Below are 16357 nucleotides of genomic sequence, written 5' to 3' on the forward strand. Positions count from 1 at the left end.
CGTGGTCATGATCGCTACCGGCGTGGCCGCCTCCAGCACCGCCGACGACCACCTGACCTTCCTGGGAGTCGGCGTTCAGACCACCACGGCCCAGGTCTTCCTGACCGGCGCGATATTCGGCTGGGTCTTCGTGATCGCCCTATGGCTGCTGCGGGTCGGCATGCACCGCTCCGGCGAGCGCTGTGCCCAACTCGCGGCCCGCCGCAGCCGCCGTGCCTCCGACTGGCTGGGCTTCACCGAGAGCGACACCGACGACGACGGCTGGGCCGGCTGGAACGACTGGGGCGTGCTGGGGCGGCGCTCGGGCAGCGAGGGGCGCGCGGCGATGCCGGGCGGGATTCGCTTGCGCACCTTGCCGCCGCTCGGCGCCGACGGTGACACCGGCGGCGACGACATCCGACCCGAGCGGGTCGTCGGCCGGACCGGCTCGACTCGTCACGGTCGCGGCACCCCATGGCGTCCCGGCGGCGGCGCTGACAAGACAAACCGGACCGTCGCAAGCGCATCGGACCAGCCGTACCCGCTGCGCGACAGCCACCCGCCGCGCCCAGTCACAGGGCGCCCCGGTATCGGCATGGACAGCGGCACTCAACGCCGCGAGATCGGCGGCGGCCCCAGCGCGATGCCGGGCGAGAACCGCGGACCCGAAGGCGAGCACGGCCCCGGCGAGGGCGGTCAGCAGACTGGCTAGGAGCGCGGCGTAGATCGTGGCCGAGCCGCGGTCACGGGCTCGGGTCGGCATGGGAGTCCTCGCTTTCGGTGAGCGGCCTCTGGGCCATTTGCGAGCGCCAGCTATCAGTGCCTGGACCGAGACGCGGATCTGGTCATGGGCTCGGGTCGGCATGGGAATCCTGGCTTTTCGGCGAGTGGCCTGCCGGGTTCTTGCGAGCACCAGCTATTGGGTGCCTGGACCGGGATGCGGATCTGGTCATGGGCTCGGGTCGGTGCCGGGGTCCTCGCTTTCTGTCGTGGCCTCATCTGCCTCGTAGGCCTCGGCGTGCACGGTGAAGGCGTGCAGCAGCGGCACCGCGGCCACTGGCGCTGAGACCGAGACGTGGATCAGGCCGTTCTCGGTGGTGATGTGCACCGAGCTGTCGGGGGCGGCGCGGGTGACGGCGGCTTGGACTTCTGCGGGCGACTCGCCGCGGGCCGTGGCTCGGGCCGCGAGGCGGGCGGCGTCGACGCAGCGGATCTGGGTCGCCATGCCGGCCAGGACGCCGGCGAGCGCCAGGGTGAGGAGCAGCAGGCTGGGGATGGCCAGGGCCGCCTCGACTGTCGCGTAGCCGGCGTCGGGGGGTCTTCGGCCGGGCATCAGAAGGCCGTGTTCATGGCTTTGCGCAGGACGGCGGTGAGGCCGTCCTGGACCATCGGGCTGGTGATCACCTTGTACAGGATCACGGCGAAGGCGCAGGCGGCGAGGGTGCCGAGGGTGTACTCGACGGTGGACATGCCGTCGTCGCGCCTGAGGCGTCGCAGGGTGTGTCGCATGGTTCTGTCTTTCTGTCGTGCTGCCGGTCGGTCAGAGCAGGTGGTGGGCCAGGCCCAGGGCGATGGGGATGACTCCGATCAGGACGAAGGCGGGCAGGAAGCAGCCGGCCAGTGGTGCGACGCCGCGCACTCCGGCTCGGCGGGCGGCCGCCGTGCTCGCGGCATGGCGTTCCTTGCGGAGATCTGTCGCGCAGGCGCGGATCGTGGCGACCGGTGGGGCGCCGGACAAGCCGGCCCGGCCGATGGCTTCGGCGACCGGGCGCAGTCCGGGCTCGCCGGCCACCACGCGCCAGGTGGTGATCGGGTTGCCGCCGAGCCGGAGCAGGTGCGCGACCTCCTGGAAGCGGTCGGCCAGCTCGGCCGCCGCGTGCTCGCCGAGGGTGGTGAGCCGGCCGGCAGGGCGCAGGCAGTAGGCCACGACCTCGGCGGCGCGCAACGGATCGGCGCCGGAGGCGAGGCATGCGGCCAGCAGGTCAGCGGCTACCGGGCAGATGCGGGCCGTCGCCTGGCCTTGCTGCGTCCTTCGGCGGGCCGCGCTCCAGGGGTTGTGTCTCAGCCGTTTGAGAAACCCGGACCAGGGCCGGGTGTGCGCCGGATCCGTCGCGCCCTCTGGTGCGGCCAGGAAGGCCAGGCGTCGGGCCGGGCGGTTCTGCTGGCGCTGTGGCCAGCACAGCACTGACAAGCCCGCCGACACGCCGGCCGCGATCCCGGTGAACGCGACGCCCAGGACGTTCACGACAGCGCCTCCGCCGAGCGCGCGATGCGGTCCATCCACAGCACGCCGCCGAGCACGAGCGCGATGCCCAGTACCAGACACGTCTCGCCGACCCCGGTGTGCAGCAGCATGGGGACCGGCGAGAGCCCCATCCCGGAGCCGATGACCAGCCCGACCACCGGCAGCAGCGCCAGTAACCGGGCCGAGGTGCGGATCCCGGCGAGCTCGGCGTCCAGCTCCCGGCGTTGGGCCCGTTCGGCCCGCAGCCCGTCGGCCAGCTCCCCGATCGCCGCGGTCATCCCGGCGCCGCCCTCGGCGACCTGCCAGCACGCGGCCAGCGCGGCCAGGGCCTCGCGGCCCGGGGTCGCGGCGGCCGAGCGCAGCACGGTGACCACGTCGTCGCCGGTGCTGAGCGGTCCGGCGAGATACACCGCCAGGTCCGGGCATGCGCCGCCGGCCGCGTCCCGCAACGCCTCGCGCGCCTCGCGTCCGGCGTGCAGTTCGGAGCGGATGGTGACGCAGAGTTCGATGATCTCGGTCCGTCGGCGCTCGACGGCCAGCCGCGCGGTGTGCGCCGTCCATGCCCGATGGGCCCGCCACGCACCGAACGGGACCAGGAACGCCAGAACCGTCGAGCGGGCCAACAGGGAACTGAGGATGCCCAACGCGATGGCCGAAAGCGCCGTCGGCCACGCCCCCGACAGCCGCAACCGCCACCTCGGCCCCTTGGGCTGGCCCAGTACCGCGGTCTCCAGACGGCGGCGCGCGCCGGGGCCGGGAAACGCCAGCACCGCTGAAGCCGCCAGCAGCCCGGCCAACGCGGAGTTCATCGGTGGCCCCCTCTGCGTTCCGGTGAAGGGCCGTAGTCGGCGACGAACGGTTCGTCCGGACCGGCTTCGCCGCCCGGCGCGCTCTTCAGCACCGGCAACAGCCGATCGGCCGCGGCCAAGGCCTCCTGCCAACTGTCGAGTTGTTCCAGCCCGACATCAGGGTCTTGATTCTCCGGTTCCGGTGAGGGTTCGTCGGGGGTCTCACGGATCTCCAAGCCCAGTAGCCGACTCAGGCGTTCGGCTCCGGCGCCGTACGTCGCCGTGCCCGCGGCGTCGAAGTCCACGGCGGGGAGCACCCGCGTCTGCGCGAACCCGCGGTCGATGACGCCGATCGAAGCCAGGCGCCGTTTTCCCTTCTCTCGCACCAGATGCACGACCGCCTGCACCGCCGAGGCCAGCTGCGCGTGCAGCGCACTGCGCGACAAACCGGCCGGTGCGGCGAGGGCTTCGACCCGGGCCACGACGTCCTGGACTCCGTTGGCGTGCAAGGTGGCCGCGCAGCCGTCGTGCCCGGTGTTCATCGCGGCCAGCAGTTCCAGCACCTCGGGCCCGCGCACCTCGCCGACCACGACCCGGTCCGGCCGCATCCGCAATGCCTGCCGTACCAACGTCCGCAGGTTCACCGCGCCGCGGTTCTCCTGATTGGCGATCCGGCATTGCAGCCGCGCCACGTGCGGATGGTCGACGACCACCTCGGCGCACTCCTCGGTCACCACGATGCGCTCGTCGGCCGGCACCAGGCCGAGTAGCGCGCCGAGCAGGGTGGTCTTACCGCTGCCGGTGCCGCCGGTGACCAGATAGGACAGCCGGGCGGTGGCGATGGCCTGGAGGAGGCGCGCGCCGTGTTCGGTGGTCAGTCCCCCGGCGGTCAGCCGTTCCATGGTGAAGGCCCGGCGCGGCGGGACCCGCAACGAGATCAGCGTTCCGCGCACGGCCACCGGAGGCAGTACCGCGTGCAGCCGGGCGCCGTCGGGCAGGACGCCGTCGACACAGGGTGCCGCGTCGTCGAGCCGGCGCCCGGCGTGGGCGGCCAGCCGCTGCGCGAGCCGCCGTACCGCGGCCTCGTCGGGGAAGCGCACGTCGGCGCGGCTCAAGGTTCCGGCCCGCTCGATCCACACCGAGTCCGGCGCGTTGACCAGGACGTCGGTGACCTCCGGGTCGGCCAGGAACCGGTCCAGCACACCGGCGCCGGTGAGCTCGGAGCGGACCTGGTAGGCGGCCGAGCGCAGATCGCGGCCGTCCAGCATGCATCCCTCGGCCCGCAGCGCGGCGAGGATGGCTTGCATGTCGACCCGTACCGGCGGGGTGGCCAGCCGGGTGCGGACCCGGTCCACGAGCGCCGCGTTCAGCCGCAACCGCTCGGCTCCGGGTAACGGCCCCGATGACATGGGCGAGGGCGATGACATGGGCGGCGATGACATGGAAGGCGGCGGGATGCTCATGCCGCCGCCCGGGACTCGGAGCCGCGCCGTCCGGACGGCAGGCCGAACAGGTCGTCCAGGAAGGACCGGCAGAAGGCGGAAACGCTGCCCCGGGCGCTGGAGCCCGGCGGCTCGCCGTGCTCGGCGGCGGCCGACAGCCGGCGGTCCGCGCCGATCACCCCGGCCAGCGGCAGTCCGCCCATCACATCCGTTATGTCCAGCGGCTCCAGACCGCCGGGCGCGGGCAGCCGGACCACCACCCGCAGGTCCGCGGTGACCAGTCGGACCGCCGCGGCCAACTGCGAGGCCGCGGCCGAGGCCCGCACCTCGGCCGGCACCACCATGAGCGTCACGTTCGCCAGCGCCAGCGCCTCGGTCGCGGCCTCGTCCAGGGCTCGCGGCAGATCCACCACGACCAGATCGCCGGCCTGGGCCAACGCGGTCAGCACCGCGCGCACCGGCTCGGCGGCGACCGCGGGCAGCGGGATGTCGGTGCGGGTGTGCGGCCATGTGAGGACCGGCAGGCCGCGATGCGGCCGGGCGGCGACCGTCGCCCGGGCGTCCACTCGGCCGGAAACCGCAGAGCCGCTACCGGCTTGCCGAGATCCCTCTGAATCAGAGTTTTCCAGCGCGATCACGCTCGCCCGGGAAAGGGATTCCGCTGATGAACCGTCAGCATTGATCCGGCGTCCGGCGCGGTGCGGTCCGGCGGTTTCCTTCCGGCTCGGCGAACCGCCGCCGGACCACAGATCGTCGTCGATGTCCGGGACTGCCCCGTCATACCCGGCTCCGGCGCCGAACAAGGGATTCCCGGATCCGCCGGAAATGTCGGCGCCATGGACGGTCGGGTCCGAGGACAGCCACGGGTCCGCCTTCGCCGGATCCGCCGGCGTCCCGCTGTCGTACCAGGGGTCCTCGGCGACCCCCGGCCGGGCCCCGAGCCAGCCGGGACCGTCGTCCTCGCCGGGCCGGGCCCGCGGCCAGGCCAGCACCGGCAACCGATCCGCACCCTCCTCGGTGAACCCCAGGCCGGCGGCCAGCCCGTGCCGGGAGTGGGCGGCGTAGGTCGGCAGCGCCTCACGCAGGGAACGGCCGCACAGCCTGCCGTCGCGCCACTGGGCCAGCTCCGACCAGCGCGGCCCGGGCTCGGTCTCCAGGCCGAAGAGCAGGTCGATGCCGCCGCCGGCCGGGTCCAGGTCGACCAGGGTGGAGCGCAGGCCGCGCCGGGTGCCGGCCAGGGCCAGCGCGGCGGCCAGGGTCGAGCCGCCGGCGCCGCCGCGCCCGGACAGCACGGCGACCACCGCCCCGGGCTCCCCGCGCGGGCTGTCGGCCTCGGCGAGCATGCCGGCCAGCCAGCGCTCGCAGTCCGGCAGGATCAGCACGTGCGCGGCGCCCACGGCGCTGCCGCGCTGCCAGACCGAGGCGTCGTCCAGATCGCGGCCGATCAGCGCGACCTCCGGTCTGCGGGGCAGCCCGGCCCGGGCCACCTCGCCGGTCTGGTCCGCGCCGATCAGCACCAGCGGCGCGACGGCCCAGCGGCGGCGCGCGGCGCTGGGCCCGGGCACGATCTCGATCCGCACCCCGGCCTCGGCGGCGATCCGCAACAGCGCCTCGGCCAGCGCCGGGTCGGCGGTCACGGCCAGCGGCGCCGGGGCCGCGGCGGGTCCCTGACCTGGGCGTGCGCCGGGATCCGGGCGGCGGGTCCGGCCCGGTCGGCCGGACCCGGGATGCTGCGTGGGCTCTGGCATGACGGCTCCCTCGGGGCGATGTCCACTGTGGATCGGGGCCCGCCTTCGGTCGGCGGGCCACCGGCCCACGGTCGCCGAGGAATCGCAGAGTGCGCCAGAGCGGCCGGAAGCACTTGTGGATAAACCCGGGTTCGGGAAAACCGCTATCCCCCGTTTGGCGCAGCGGCCACGCGGTTATTGGATGCGGAGTCTTAGTTCGTGGGCGAACTTGTGGATTTCTCAGCGAAGCGCAAACCGGGGTCCGGATATCCGGACATCGGTCGTCGGAACTGTGCCTGAGATCTGTGTCTGAGATCTGTGCCCGAGATCTGTGTCCGGCGGGGCTTAAGTGAAGAACGCATGTGGGGATTCGAGTGGGCATCGAGTGGCGTCGCGGGGCCTGTGGGTGACGCGCCCGCGCGGGGCCCCGACCGGTGCGGCGACCCGGTTGTCATCACGACCTGCGGACCCGCTGGCCGGACCGCCGCCACCCGGGAGCGGGTGGGGCGCGGCTGTGACATCGCAGGCAACGGGGCGGCGCCGTTAGAGGAAAAGTGAAGACCCCCGCCGGGGGGGAGAGCGGGGGTCTTCTCCACGACCAGGCTCGGGGGGGAGGAGCCGGGCCGTGGTAGCACGGTCGCGAACGATCCGTGACTTCCATGGTGTACCCGAGGCTCGCAGAATGCAAACCCCGCCCTCATCCATTACGCCGAATGACTGAAGAGGGCGCCTCGACCGGGCGCAACTGCGCTTCAAAGCCGTCACAGAGGGCGCATCTGAAGCCGCGTCGGCGTAGACGCTACCAACGACGCTATCCTCGATTGTGTGGATGAGCATGCGGACGCACGTGCGGATGGCGCGGGCCGTCCGGCGGCCTTCTTCGACCTGGACAAGACGATCATCGCCAAGTCCTCCACCCTCGCCTTCGGCCGGTCGTTCTACAACGGCGGCCTGATCAACCGGCGCACTGTGCTGCGGACGGCGTATGCGCAGTTCGTCTATCTGGCCGGCGGTGCGGACCACGACCAGATGGAGCGGATGCGGCAGTTCCTGTCCGCGATGGCCAGCGGCTGGGACGTCGAACAGGTCAAGGAGATCGTCGGCGAGACCTTGCACGACCTGATCGATCCGCTGATCTACTCCGAGGCCGCGGCGCTGATCGCCGAGCACAAGGCCGCCGGGCGGGACGTGGTGATCGTCTCCACCTCCGGGTCCGAGGTCGTGGAGCCGATCGCCGAGATGCTGGGCGCGGACCTGGCGATCGGTACTCGGATGGCGGTCGGCGAGGACGGCAAGTACAGCGGCGAGATCGAGTTCTACGCCTACGCCGAGAACAAGGCCAAGGCGATCATGGAACTGGCCGCCGAGCGCGGCTACGACCTGAAGCGGTCCTTCGCCTACAGCGACTCGGCGACTGACATCCCGATGCTGGAGTCGGTGGGCCACCCCTACGCCGTCAACCCCGACCGGGCCCTGCGCAAGGAAGCCACCGCCCGCGAGTGGCCGATCCTGGTCTTCGACAAGCCGGTGGCGCTGCGCTCCCGGGTCGGCGAGCTGGCCGCCAAGCCCGCGGTGTCCGGGACGGCTCTCGGCCTCGCTCTGGCCACCGCGGGGACCATCTGGTGGCTGGGCACCCGAGGCCGCCGCCGGCGGCGCTACGACTTCGACTGAGCCCTCAGCGAGGCGTCGGGGGACGTCCAGACCCGGTGTCCCGATGCGGAACCGGGTCCGGCTGGCGGTCGGGCACCGAGCGCACCACGACCAGCCGGTCGGTGAGCTGGACGGTGCCGATCGCCACATCGTCGTAGCGCATGGTCCGCGACCCGCGGATGACCGCGAGCACCGGCTCCTTGACCGCTCTGGGCTCCTTGCCGACGTCGCGCGAGTCCGCGGGCCGTTCCAGCAGCTCCAGGCCGTCGCCGTAGGACAGCAGGTCCTGGACGACCTGGCTGACCTTGGGGCTGATGGTGGCGACGCCGAGCAGCTGCCCGGCGGTGTCGGAGGTGGTGACCACCGAGGTGGCGCCGCTCTCGCGCAGCAGCGGGGCGTTCTCCGCCTCGCGGACCGAGGCCACGATGGTGGCCCGCCGGGTGAGCCGGCGCACGGTCAGCGTGGCCAGTACCGCGGTGTCGTCCCGCGCCGCGCTGATCACCACGTGCCGGGCCTTGGTGATCTCCGCGCGCTCCAGCACCTCGCTGCGGCTGCCGTCGCCGACCACGCCGACCAGGCCGCGCCGGTTGGCCTCGGCGATCCGGGCCGGATCGGTGTCGACCACCACGATCGACTCCGGGGAATGGCCGTTCTTCAGCAGCGTCTGCACCGCGGAGCTGCCCTTGGTGCCGTAGCCCACCACGACCGTGTGATCCCGCACCTTCGACCTCCACCTGTCCTGCCGCCATACGTTGCGGGTCCGCTCGGTGAGCACTTCCAGTGTCGTGCCGACCAACACCAGCAGGAACATCACACGCAGCGGCGTCACGACGAGGGTGTTGATCAACCGGGCCGAGTCGCTGACCGGCACCACGTCGCCGTAGCCGGTGGTGGAAAGGGTCACCGTGGCGTAGTAGAAGGCTGTGAGCCAGCCGATCGGCTTCCCGGAGGAATCCCGGTAGCCGTCCCGCCCGAGGTAGACGATCACCGCCGAGAGCACCAGGATCGCCAGCGCGAGCAGCACCCGCTTGAGCACCGCCCACAGCGGGCCCGGGACCGCGCGCGGCAGCACGATCGCCGGGCGGAACGGCGCGGCGTACGTGGTGTGCTCGCTCAGACTGTCAGCACCTCCACCCGCTGCCCGGCGCCGAGGGCGACCACCCCTCCTCCCGGCGGTACGACGGCCAGTCCGTCGGCCAGCGCGAGTCCGCGCAGCATCGCCGGGCCGGTGAACCGCAGGGGGAGCACGGAGGCGTCGGTGACGGAGACGGGCACGAGTCGAGTGTCTGTCGGGTGGGTGCCGACGGCATCTCCGAGCGGCAGGAAGTGTGACGTGTCCGGCAGCCCGGACAGCTGGCGCAGCAGCGGCCGCACCACCGTGACGAAGCCGGCCACGGCGGCCAGCGGGTTGCCGGGCAGTCCGGCGACGAAACGACGGTGCTGCCTGGTACCGCCGTACTGCGCGAGCAGCATCGGATGCCCGGGCCGGACCGTGACCCCGTCGACGACCAGCCGCGCGCCCAGGTCGGCCAGCACCCGGTGCACGTGGTCCACCGGGCCGCGCGCCGTCCCGCCGGTGGTGATCACCAGGTCGGCCGGGGAGGAAGCGATGGCGGCGAGCAGGTCGCGAGGGTCGTCGGCGACCCGGCTCACCGTCACCTCGACCCCGAGGGCTTCGAGCCAGGCGGTGAACATCGGGCCGAGCGCGTCCCGGATCCGGGCGCCATCGGGCAGGCCGGACCCGGCCAGCTCGTCGCCGATGACGACGAGTGCGACCCGTGGGCGTTCGTGGACCGGCAGGTCGTCGTAGCCGGCGGCGGCGGCCAGGCCCAGGACCGCGGGGGTGACGCGGGCCCCGGCTGACAGCAGCGTCTCGCCGCGGCGCGACTCCTGGCCCTGCGGCCGGATGTCGGTCCCTATCGGGAGTCCCAACTCGGTGCCGCGCGGGGTCCGCATCGCGGTGGCGCCGTTGGCGACCGCCGCATAAGAGCGCTGCGGTGCGGCGACCGCCGCCGCGCGGTCGTGGGCCTCGGAGTTCTCGGCCACGTGCAGCCAGCCGTGCGCGTCGACGAACCCGCGTTCGCGGCGCAGAACCGCCTCCGCCCCGGAGGGCACCCGCGCCCCGGTGGCGATCTCGACCGCCTCGCCGTCGCCGAGCCGGCTGGGCTCCTGGCCGGCCAGCACCCGGCCGGTGACCTTCCAAGCCGCCGGACCGGCGACCGCCCAGCCGTCCATCGCGGAGGTCGCGAACGGCGGCAGGTCGACCAGCGCGGACAGCGATTCGGCCAGCACCATGCCGCGGGCCTGGCCCATCGGCACGCGGGTGGCGGGCAGGGGGATCGCCGCGGTGCCGGCGATCTTGCGGGCCTCGGCCCAGGACGTGCTCACCGGCCGCCGGATCCCGTTGAGTCGCCGGCCGGGCTGTCGGCCGCGGCACCGGTCGCGCCACCGACGGCGGCGCCGGCGGAGGCGTCGCGGGTGGCGGCCGGGCTCCCGGCCACCGAGCCGCCGACCGTGGCGCCGGCCGGGCCGCCGCGCCCGGCCCCGGCCGGCGTGCCGGTCGCCGGATCCCAGGCCTGAGCCAGGGCGCTGAGCTTGGCGATCGGCCCGTCCAGGGCGCCGCGCCCGCCGTCCGTGGAGCTGCGCAACCCGATCGCGTATCCGGCCAGGAACGTGGTCAGCGGCGCCGCCGGTCGCAGAACGTTGTGGGCGGCGACCCCGGCCAGAGCGAGGATCGCGTCCAGGTCGGCGTCGGTGAGTTCGTGCCCGGTCAGCCCGAGTTCGGCCGCGGCGGCGGCGCACCAGTCGGCGAGCTGCTTCTTGTCGTCCATGTCCTCCATCTTCGCCTTTGTCGCGAGTCGTGTCGCGACCAGTGCGCGGGCCGCGTGAACGGCGTCCCACGTGTCGCAGTCCGTAGTCGCGCCCCGGGTGTCCGGGATCCGGGTCACTTCCAGCGCATTGAGGACCGAGAACAGCCGTGCGCCCCGGAGCTCTGGAAGGGCCTCCAATGCTGCCGCCAGTTTGTTACGTCGATATAGCGCGGCCAGCAGTTGGTCCTTGCCCCGGGCATCGGTGTAGAGCACTGCGTCGGCGGTCAACGAGCGCCGCAGGACCGTGACGGCCTCCGCGTCGAGGAACGGCAGGTCGGCGGCGAAGACCGCGACCAGGTCGGCCGAACCGACGGTGAGCCCGGCGGTCAGCGCCGGGACCGGCCCTCCGCCGGGCGGGTACTCGCGGGTGAACACGACCGCACGACTCACCTGCCGGGGCGGACCCACGACCGCCACCGACGCCGCGCCCCGGCAAGCGGCCAGCACCCGGTCGAGCAGGCTGACCCCGCCGACCTCCAGCGCGGGTTTGTCCGCTCCGCCCAGCCGGCGCGCGCCGCCGCCGGCCAGGACGATCACGTCGAAGGGTTCGCCGACTCCGCTCGGACGCTCCATGACAGCCACCATAACCGGGTGTGGCCATCCAGTAGAACGTGTTCTAATCTGACGAGTGCTCAGATCGCGCTCGGGCCACCGCGAGCCTCCGGTCGGGGCGTTCAGCACTCGCCTGTCCAGCCGATCACGCCGACCGCGGGAGACGCCACCGCATGCGCCCACCGGAACACCTGGCCTACACGCCGGCCCAACGAGCCCTGCGCGCCGAACTGCGGGACTACTTCGCCGCGCTGGTCACCGAGGACGTCCGCCGCGATCTGCGGCTGCCCGACACCGCCACCGACACCGCCCGCACCCTGCACCGCAAGCTCGGTGCCGACGGCTGGCTCGGCGTCGGATGGCCGAAAGAGTACGGCGGCCGCGGCCTGACGCCGGTGGAGCAGTTCATCTTCTTCGACGAGGCGGCGCGCACCGGCTGTCCGATGCCCTTGGTGGCGCTCAACACTGTGGGGCCGACGCTTATGCGTTTCGGCACGCAGGAACAGAAGGACCTGATCCTGCCGCGGATCCTCGCCGGGGAGATCGACGTCGCGGCCGGCTACTCCGAACCCGGCGCCGGGACCGATCTGGCCAGCCTGACGACACGCGCGGTCCGCACCGAGGACGGCAGCGCCTATGTGGTCAACGGCCAGAAGATCTTCACCACGCACGGAGACTCTGCCGAGTATGTGTGGCTCGCCTGCCGGACCGACCCGGAAGCCCCGAAGCACAAGGGCATCTCGATCCTGCTGGTCGACACCAGCGACCCCGGCTTCGAGGCGACGAAGATCCACACGATCGCCTCGCACTACACGACCGCCACGTACTACCGCGACGTCCGGGTCCCGGTGACGATGCGGATCGGCGCCGAGAACCAGGGCTGGAAGCTGATCACCACCCAGCTGAACCACGAACGGGTGGCGTTGGCGGCGGTGGCCCAGGGCGTGATCCGGTCCTTCACGAAGGTGCAGAGGTGGGCCATGGAGACGCCTGCCGCGGACGGGAAGCGGGTCATTGATCTTCCCTGGGTGAAGACCACGCTGGCCCGCGCGCATGTCCGGATCAGTGGCCTGCGACTGCTCAATGGCCAGATGGTCGCGGCGCTACAGAAAGACCAGACCGGGGGACACCTGTCCCCCGCGGATGCGTCCGCCGCAAAGGTGCATGGTACGGAAACGCATATAGAGGCGTTGGCGGAGTTGATCCAGGTACTCGGCGCGGCGGGAATCCTGAAAGCCGGCTCCCCCGGCGCACTCCTCACGGGCGACCTCGAATTCCTTTACCGCTACGCGGTGACCAACACCTTCGGCGGCGGGGCCAATGAGATCCAGCGGGAGATCATCGCGATGACCGGGCTGGCGATGCCCAGGGTGCGGAGGTAGGGAGAACTGTGGAGACCGATCCGCTGTACGAGACAGTGTCCGCGCACACCGCCGACCCGCCTTCCGAACCGGTGTCGGCCTGGGACCCGGTGAACCAGCCGATGATCCGGCACTGGTGCGACGCGATGGGCGACGAACTGCCGATCTACACCGACGTGGCGGCGGCCCGTGCGGCCGGTCACCCCGACGTGGTCGCGCCCCCGGCGTCGTTGCAGGCCTGGACGATGCCCGGGCTGCGGATGCGCGGGGCCGAGGACGGGTCCACCCGGGCTCAGGCCACGCTGGTCGAGGCCGGCTACCTGGCGGTGGTGGCAACCGACTGTCAGCAGACGTACCACCGGTACCTCACCGTCGGGGACCACCTGTACGCCACCACGCGGCTGGACTCGGTATCGCCGCGGAAGAAGACGGCGCTCGGCGAGGGCTACTTCCTCACCTCGATCACCGAGTACCGCGACCAGCACGGCGAGGTGGTCGGCGAGATGTTGTTCCGGACGCTGTGGTTCAAACCCGCGCGGGCGCAAGACACAGGAGCCCTGGCATGACGCGTCCCCAGCCGGTCATCGGCCGCGACAACGCCTACTACTGGGAGGGCGTAGCCAAAGGCGCCGTGCTCATCCAGAAATGCACAGCCTGTGGATCGCTGCGGCATCCTCCGTCTCCCATGTGTCCCGAGTGCCAGTCTCTGGACTGGACGACGGTGAAGGCGACCGGGCACGCCACGTTGCACAGCTACACCATCTGCCATCACCCTCTGCCTCCCTGGGAAGAGGGCCCCTATGCGGTCGTCCTTATAGACCTGGAGATCGAGGACAGCGACAGGCGACCGCGCATCGTCTGCGGGGCGAAGGGCATCGCCAACGAGGACCTGCGCATCGAGATGCCGTTGAGCCTCGTCTTCGAGAACGGACTCGTCTTTGCCGGTCCCGCTCGAGAAGGCGGGGCGTCGTGACTGTCGTGGATCACTCTGTAGACGATGCGCTGGAAGCGGTGGGAGAGCTCTGTAGAGAGGTCTTCGGCGACCTCGATGTGGAGGCCTCGCGGAGTCCGTCCTACAGCAACGAAGCGGTGTCCGACGAGCACGATCGCCGGCTGTGGGGGATTCTGGCCGACACCGGCCTGCTCGCCGCTGTCCTCCCGGAGAGCGTCGGAGGCGGCGGCACCGGCGTGCCGGGCATGGTGCGCCTGCTCACCGACGCCGGCGCCGCGCTGGCCCGGCTGCCGCTCGTGGAGACGTTCGTCGCGGCCTCGGTCATCGGTGAGAAGAACCTGCCGGCGGTGCTGTCCGGCGAACTCGTCATCACCGCTGCGCTGGCCGAGCATCCGTCCACGATCGCCGTACCGTTGCGGCTGACCGGCCACCGGCTCAACGGCATCACGCAGTTGGTGCCGTACCCGCTCAGCGCCGACCTGGTGCTCGTCCCGGCCCGTCGCGAGGACGGCAAGGAAGTGCTGGCGCTGGTCTCGCTGTCGACGGCGCGCATCGGGGACCAGGTGACCACGACCGGCGAGCCGCTGGGCGTTCTGGAGTTCATCGACGCCGAGGTCATGGAGGTCTGCGAAGCGGTCGACGAGGCCCGCGCACTCGCCGCGCTGTTCTCCTCGGCGATGCTCTGCGGGATCGCGGCGCGGGCCCTGGCCATGACCGCCGAGTACGTCAGCAGCCGGGTGCAGTTCGGCTACCCGCTGGCCACGTTCCAAGCCGTGGCGTTGCGTGCCGCGGACCGCTATATCGATTCCCGCGCTATGCAGGCGGCGTTGTGGGAAGCGGTACGTGCGGTCACAGAGAACGACATCTGCTCCCCCGGCGCCCGCTACGCCGTGGTCACGGCGAAGATCTGGGCGGCCGACGGCGCGCGCCGGGTCGTCGGCTCCGCGCAGCACCTGCACGGGGGTTTCGGTGTGGACGTCACCTATCCCCTGCACAGGTACCACGCGTGGGCCCGCTACTGGGAACTCTATGGGGGTTCCGCGGAAGCCTGGTCCGGCGACCTCGGCGAGCTGATCGCCGCCCACCCGCTAGAGGAGGACGACGCATGAGCGAGACCGCGCTGCCCAAAGTCGGGGAGACGTTGCCGGAGCTGGTCCTCCCCATCACCCCGACGCGGATCGTCGCCGGGGCCATCGCCTCCCGCGACTACCAGGACGTGCACCACGACGTCCCGGCGGCCCGGGAGAAGGGCTCCCCCGACATCTTCATGAACATCCTCACCACGAACGGCCTCGTCGGTCGCTTCGTGACCGACTGGGCCGGTGCCGAGGCCCGGATCCTGACGATCGCGATCCGGCTCGGGGTGCCGAACTATCCCGGCGACACGATGACCCTCACCGGCGCGGTGGCGAAGGTCGGGGAGGACGGCACCGTGGAGGTCGCGATCCGGGGTGCCAACCAGCTCGGCAACCACGTGACCGGGACCGTGACCCTGAAAGGGATCGGCAAGTGAAGGCTTCTCTGTCCGGCGCGACCGCGATCGTCGGCATAGGCGCCACGGAGTTCTCCAAGGACTCCGGCCGCAGCGAACTCCAGCTGTGTCTGGAAGCGTGCAAGGCGGCGCTGGACGACGCCGGCATCGCGCCGCGCGATGTCGACGGCCTGGTGACCTTCTCGATGGATTCCAGCCCCTCGATCATGGTCGGCCGCGGTCTGGGCGTCGCCGAACTGCGCTACTTCTCGCTGGTCGACTACGGAGGCGGCGCGGCCTGCGCGACCGTCGCGCACGCGGCGGCGGCGATCGCCGCGGGCCTGGCCGACGTCGTGGTCTGCTACCGCGCCTTCAACGAGCGTTCCGGCCGCCGCTTCGGAAGCGGGGACGCCGCGATCCAGGCACGTGGCGAATCCCCCATGGCACAGCACTTCGGCTACTACTCGCCCTACGGGCTCATCACGCCGGCGGCCTGGGTCGCGATGGCCGCACGCCGGTACATGCACAAGTACGGCGCCACCTCCGAGGACTTCGGTCGTGTCGCGGTGGCGGCGCGGGCCCACGCCGCCACCAACCCCGCGGCGTGGTTCCACGGGCGCCCGATCACCCTGGCCGACCACCAGAGCTCGAAGCTGATCACCGATCCGCTGCGGCTGCTGGACTGCTGTCAGGAGTCGGACGGCGGGGTCGCGTTGGTTGTCGTCTCTGCAGAGCGCGCGCGTGACCTTCCTGGGAAGGAAGTCCTTATAACGGGCGCAGCGCAAGGCTCCGCGCATGACCAACAGATGATGACCAGCTACTACCGTGACGACATCACCGGCCTCCCGGAGATGGGGACCGTCGCCCGGCAGGTTTGGAGCCAGTCCGGGCTGGGACCGGACGACATCCAGACCGCCGTCATCTACGACCACTTCACCCCGTTCGTCCTGACCCAGCTGGAGGAGTTCGGCTTCTGCGGCCGCGGTGAGGCGCCCGACTTCATCCGCGACGGCGCCGTCCACCTCGGTGGCCGACTGCCGTTGAACACTCACGGCGGCCAACTCGGCGAGGCCTACATCCACGGCATGAACGGCATCGCCGAGGCGGTGCGCCAGGTCCGGGGGACGGCCGTCAACCAGGTCCCGGACGTGCACAACGTGCTGGTCACGGCCGGTACCGGGGTGCCGACCTCGGGGCTGGTGCTCAGCGCGGCCTGACCGCGGCCGCCGCCCTGGGCCCACCGGCCCGGGCGGTACCCGCGCCACCAGCCGTAACCCGGAGTTCCGTTGGGCGTCGGAACGATCAGTTAATCTCGGAGCC

The 16357-nt window shown here is 71.9% G+C and carries 17 protein-coding genes; 7 read left to right on the forward strand and 10 right to left on the reverse strand.

Annotated elements, in window-relative coordinates:
* Nucleotides 1-139 precede the first annotated feature (139 nt).
* The 7 genes from IZR01_RS54120 to ssd form a co-directional block, all read right to left on the reverse strand.
* Nucleotides 140-844 (reverse strand): Rv3654c family TadE-like protein, encoded by a 705-nt coding sequence (locus tag IZR01_RS54120; protein ID WP_369125477.1) that lies wholly within the window; start codon nt 842-844, stop codon nt 140-142.
* Nucleotides 845-928: 84 nt separating this feature from the next.
* Complete coding sequence (locus IZR01_RS53070; protein WP_194892646.1) at nt 929-1312, reverse strand: TadE family type IV pilus minor pilin; 384 nt, start codon at nt 1310-1312, stop codon at nt 929-931.
* Nucleotides 1312-1488 (reverse strand): DUF4244 domain-containing protein, encoded by a 177-nt coding sequence (locus tag IZR01_RS09320; protein WP_194892647.1) that lies wholly within the window; start codon nt 1486-1488, stop codon nt 1312-1314. The genes IZR01_RS53070 and IZR01_RS09320 overlap by 1 nt, the downstream gene beginning before the upstream one ends.
* 31 nt (nt 1489-1519) lie before the next feature.
* Nucleotides 1520-2224 carry a type II secretion system F family protein gene (locus IZR01_RS09325; RefSeq protein WP_194892648.1) on the reverse strand — a complete coding sequence of 235 codons (705 nt, stop codon included), beginning with the start codon at nt 2222-2224 and terminating at the stop codon, nt 1520-1522.
* Entirely contained in the window at nt 2221-3033 is an 813-nt protein-coding gene (locus tag IZR01_RS09330; protein WP_194892649.1) for a type II secretion system F family protein, read from the reverse strand. Before IZR01_RS09330 ends, IZR01_RS09325 begins: the two co-directional genes overlap by 4 nt.
* Nucleotides 3030-4388, reverse strand: coding sequence for a TadA family conjugal transfer-associated ATPase (locus tag IZR01_RS09335; RefSeq protein WP_228559095.1), 1359 nt, complete (start codon nt 4386-4388; stop codon nt 3030-3032). Before IZR01_RS09335 ends, IZR01_RS09330 begins: the two co-directional genes overlap by 4 nt.
* An 83-nt stretch (nt 4389-4471) precedes the next feature.
* Nucleotides 4472-6202 (reverse strand): septum site-determining protein Ssd, encoded by a 1731-nt coding sequence (ssd, locus tag IZR01_RS09340; protein WP_194892651.1) that lies wholly within the window; start codon nt 6200-6202, stop codon nt 4472-4474.
* An 804-nt stretch (nt 6203-7006) separates the two neighbouring features.
* Here ssd and IZR01_RS09345 point away from each other — a divergent pair.
* Complete coding sequence (locus tag IZR01_RS09345) at nt 7007-7852, forward strand: HAD-IB family hydrolase (protein WP_194892652.1); 846 nt, start codon at nt 7007-7009, stop codon at nt 7850-7852.
* 4 nt (nt 7853-7856) lie between these two features.
* Here IZR01_RS09345 and IZR01_RS09350 read toward each other — a convergent pair whose 3' ends face one another.
* From IZR01_RS09350 to IZR01_RS50235, 3 genes are read right to left on the reverse strand one after another with little or no spacing between them, the layout of a single operon-like run.
* Entirely contained in the window at nt 7857-8903 is a 1047-nt protein-coding gene (locus IZR01_RS09350) for a potassium channel family protein (protein ID WP_194892653.1), read from the reverse strand.
* 41 nt (nt 8904-8944) lie between these two features.
* Nucleotides 8945-10219 carry a molybdopterin molybdotransferase MoeA gene (locus tag IZR01_RS53075; protein WP_323746959.1) on the reverse strand — a complete coding sequence of 425 codons (1275 nt, stop codon included), beginning with the start codon at nt 10217-10219 and terminating at the stop codon, nt 8945-8947.
* Nucleotides 10216-11274 (reverse strand): NTP transferase domain-containing protein, encoded by a 1059-nt coding sequence (locus tag IZR01_RS50235; protein ID WP_228554125.1) that lies wholly within the window; start codon nt 11272-11274, stop codon nt 10216-10218. The genes IZR01_RS53075 and IZR01_RS50235 overlap by 4 nt, the downstream gene beginning before the upstream one ends.
* Nucleotides 11275-11426: 152 nt before the next feature.
* On the opposite strand from IZR01_RS50235, the gene IZR01_RS09360 reads away from it, so the two are divergent.
* From IZR01_RS09360 to IZR01_RS09385, 6 genes are read left to right on the forward strand one after another with little or no spacing between them, the layout of a single operon-like run.
* Complete coding sequence (locus IZR01_RS09360; protein WP_194892655.1) at nt 11427-12635, forward strand: acyl-CoA dehydrogenase family protein; 1209 nt, start codon at nt 11427-11429, stop codon at nt 12633-12635.
* 8 nt (nt 12636-12643) lie between these two features.
* On the forward strand, nt 12644-13180 hold the full coding sequence (locus tag IZR01_RS09365; RefSeq protein ID WP_194892656.1) for an FAS1-like dehydratase domain-containing protein: 537 nt from the start codon (nt 12644-12646) through the stop codon (nt 13178-13180).
* On the forward strand, nt 13177-13587 hold the full coding sequence (locus tag IZR01_RS09370; protein ID WP_194892657.1) for a Zn-ribbon domain-containing OB-fold protein: 411 nt from the start codon (nt 13177-13179) through the stop codon (nt 13585-13587). Before IZR01_RS09365 ends, IZR01_RS09370 begins: the two co-directional genes overlap by 4 nt.
* Nucleotides 13584-14675, forward strand: a complete 1092-nt coding sequence (locus IZR01_RS53080) for an acyl-CoA dehydrogenase family protein (protein WP_194923618.1) — start codon at nt 13584-13586, stop codon at nt 14673-14675. Before IZR01_RS09370 ends, IZR01_RS53080 begins: the two co-directional genes overlap by 4 nt.
* Nucleotides 14672-15079: a MaoC family dehydratase gene (locus IZR01_RS09380; RefSeq protein ID WP_228559096.1), complete on the forward strand. Its 408-nt coding sequence runs from the start codon at nt 14672-14674 to the stop codon at nt 15077-15079. The genes IZR01_RS53080 and IZR01_RS09380 overlap by 4 nt, the downstream gene beginning before the upstream one ends.
* Nucleotides 15076-16254, forward strand: coding sequence for a lipid-transfer protein (locus tag IZR01_RS09385; protein WP_194923619.1), 1179 nt, complete (start codon nt 15076-15078; stop codon nt 16252-16254). The genes IZR01_RS09380 and IZR01_RS09385 overlap by 4 nt, the downstream gene beginning before the upstream one ends.
* Nucleotides 16255-16357: the final 103 nt, after the last annotated feature.

This window comes from Catenulispora pinisilvae, assembly GCF_015356865.1.
GTDB lineage: Bacteria > Actinomycetota > Actinomycetes > Streptomycetales > Catenulisporaceae > Catenulispora > Catenulispora pinisilvae.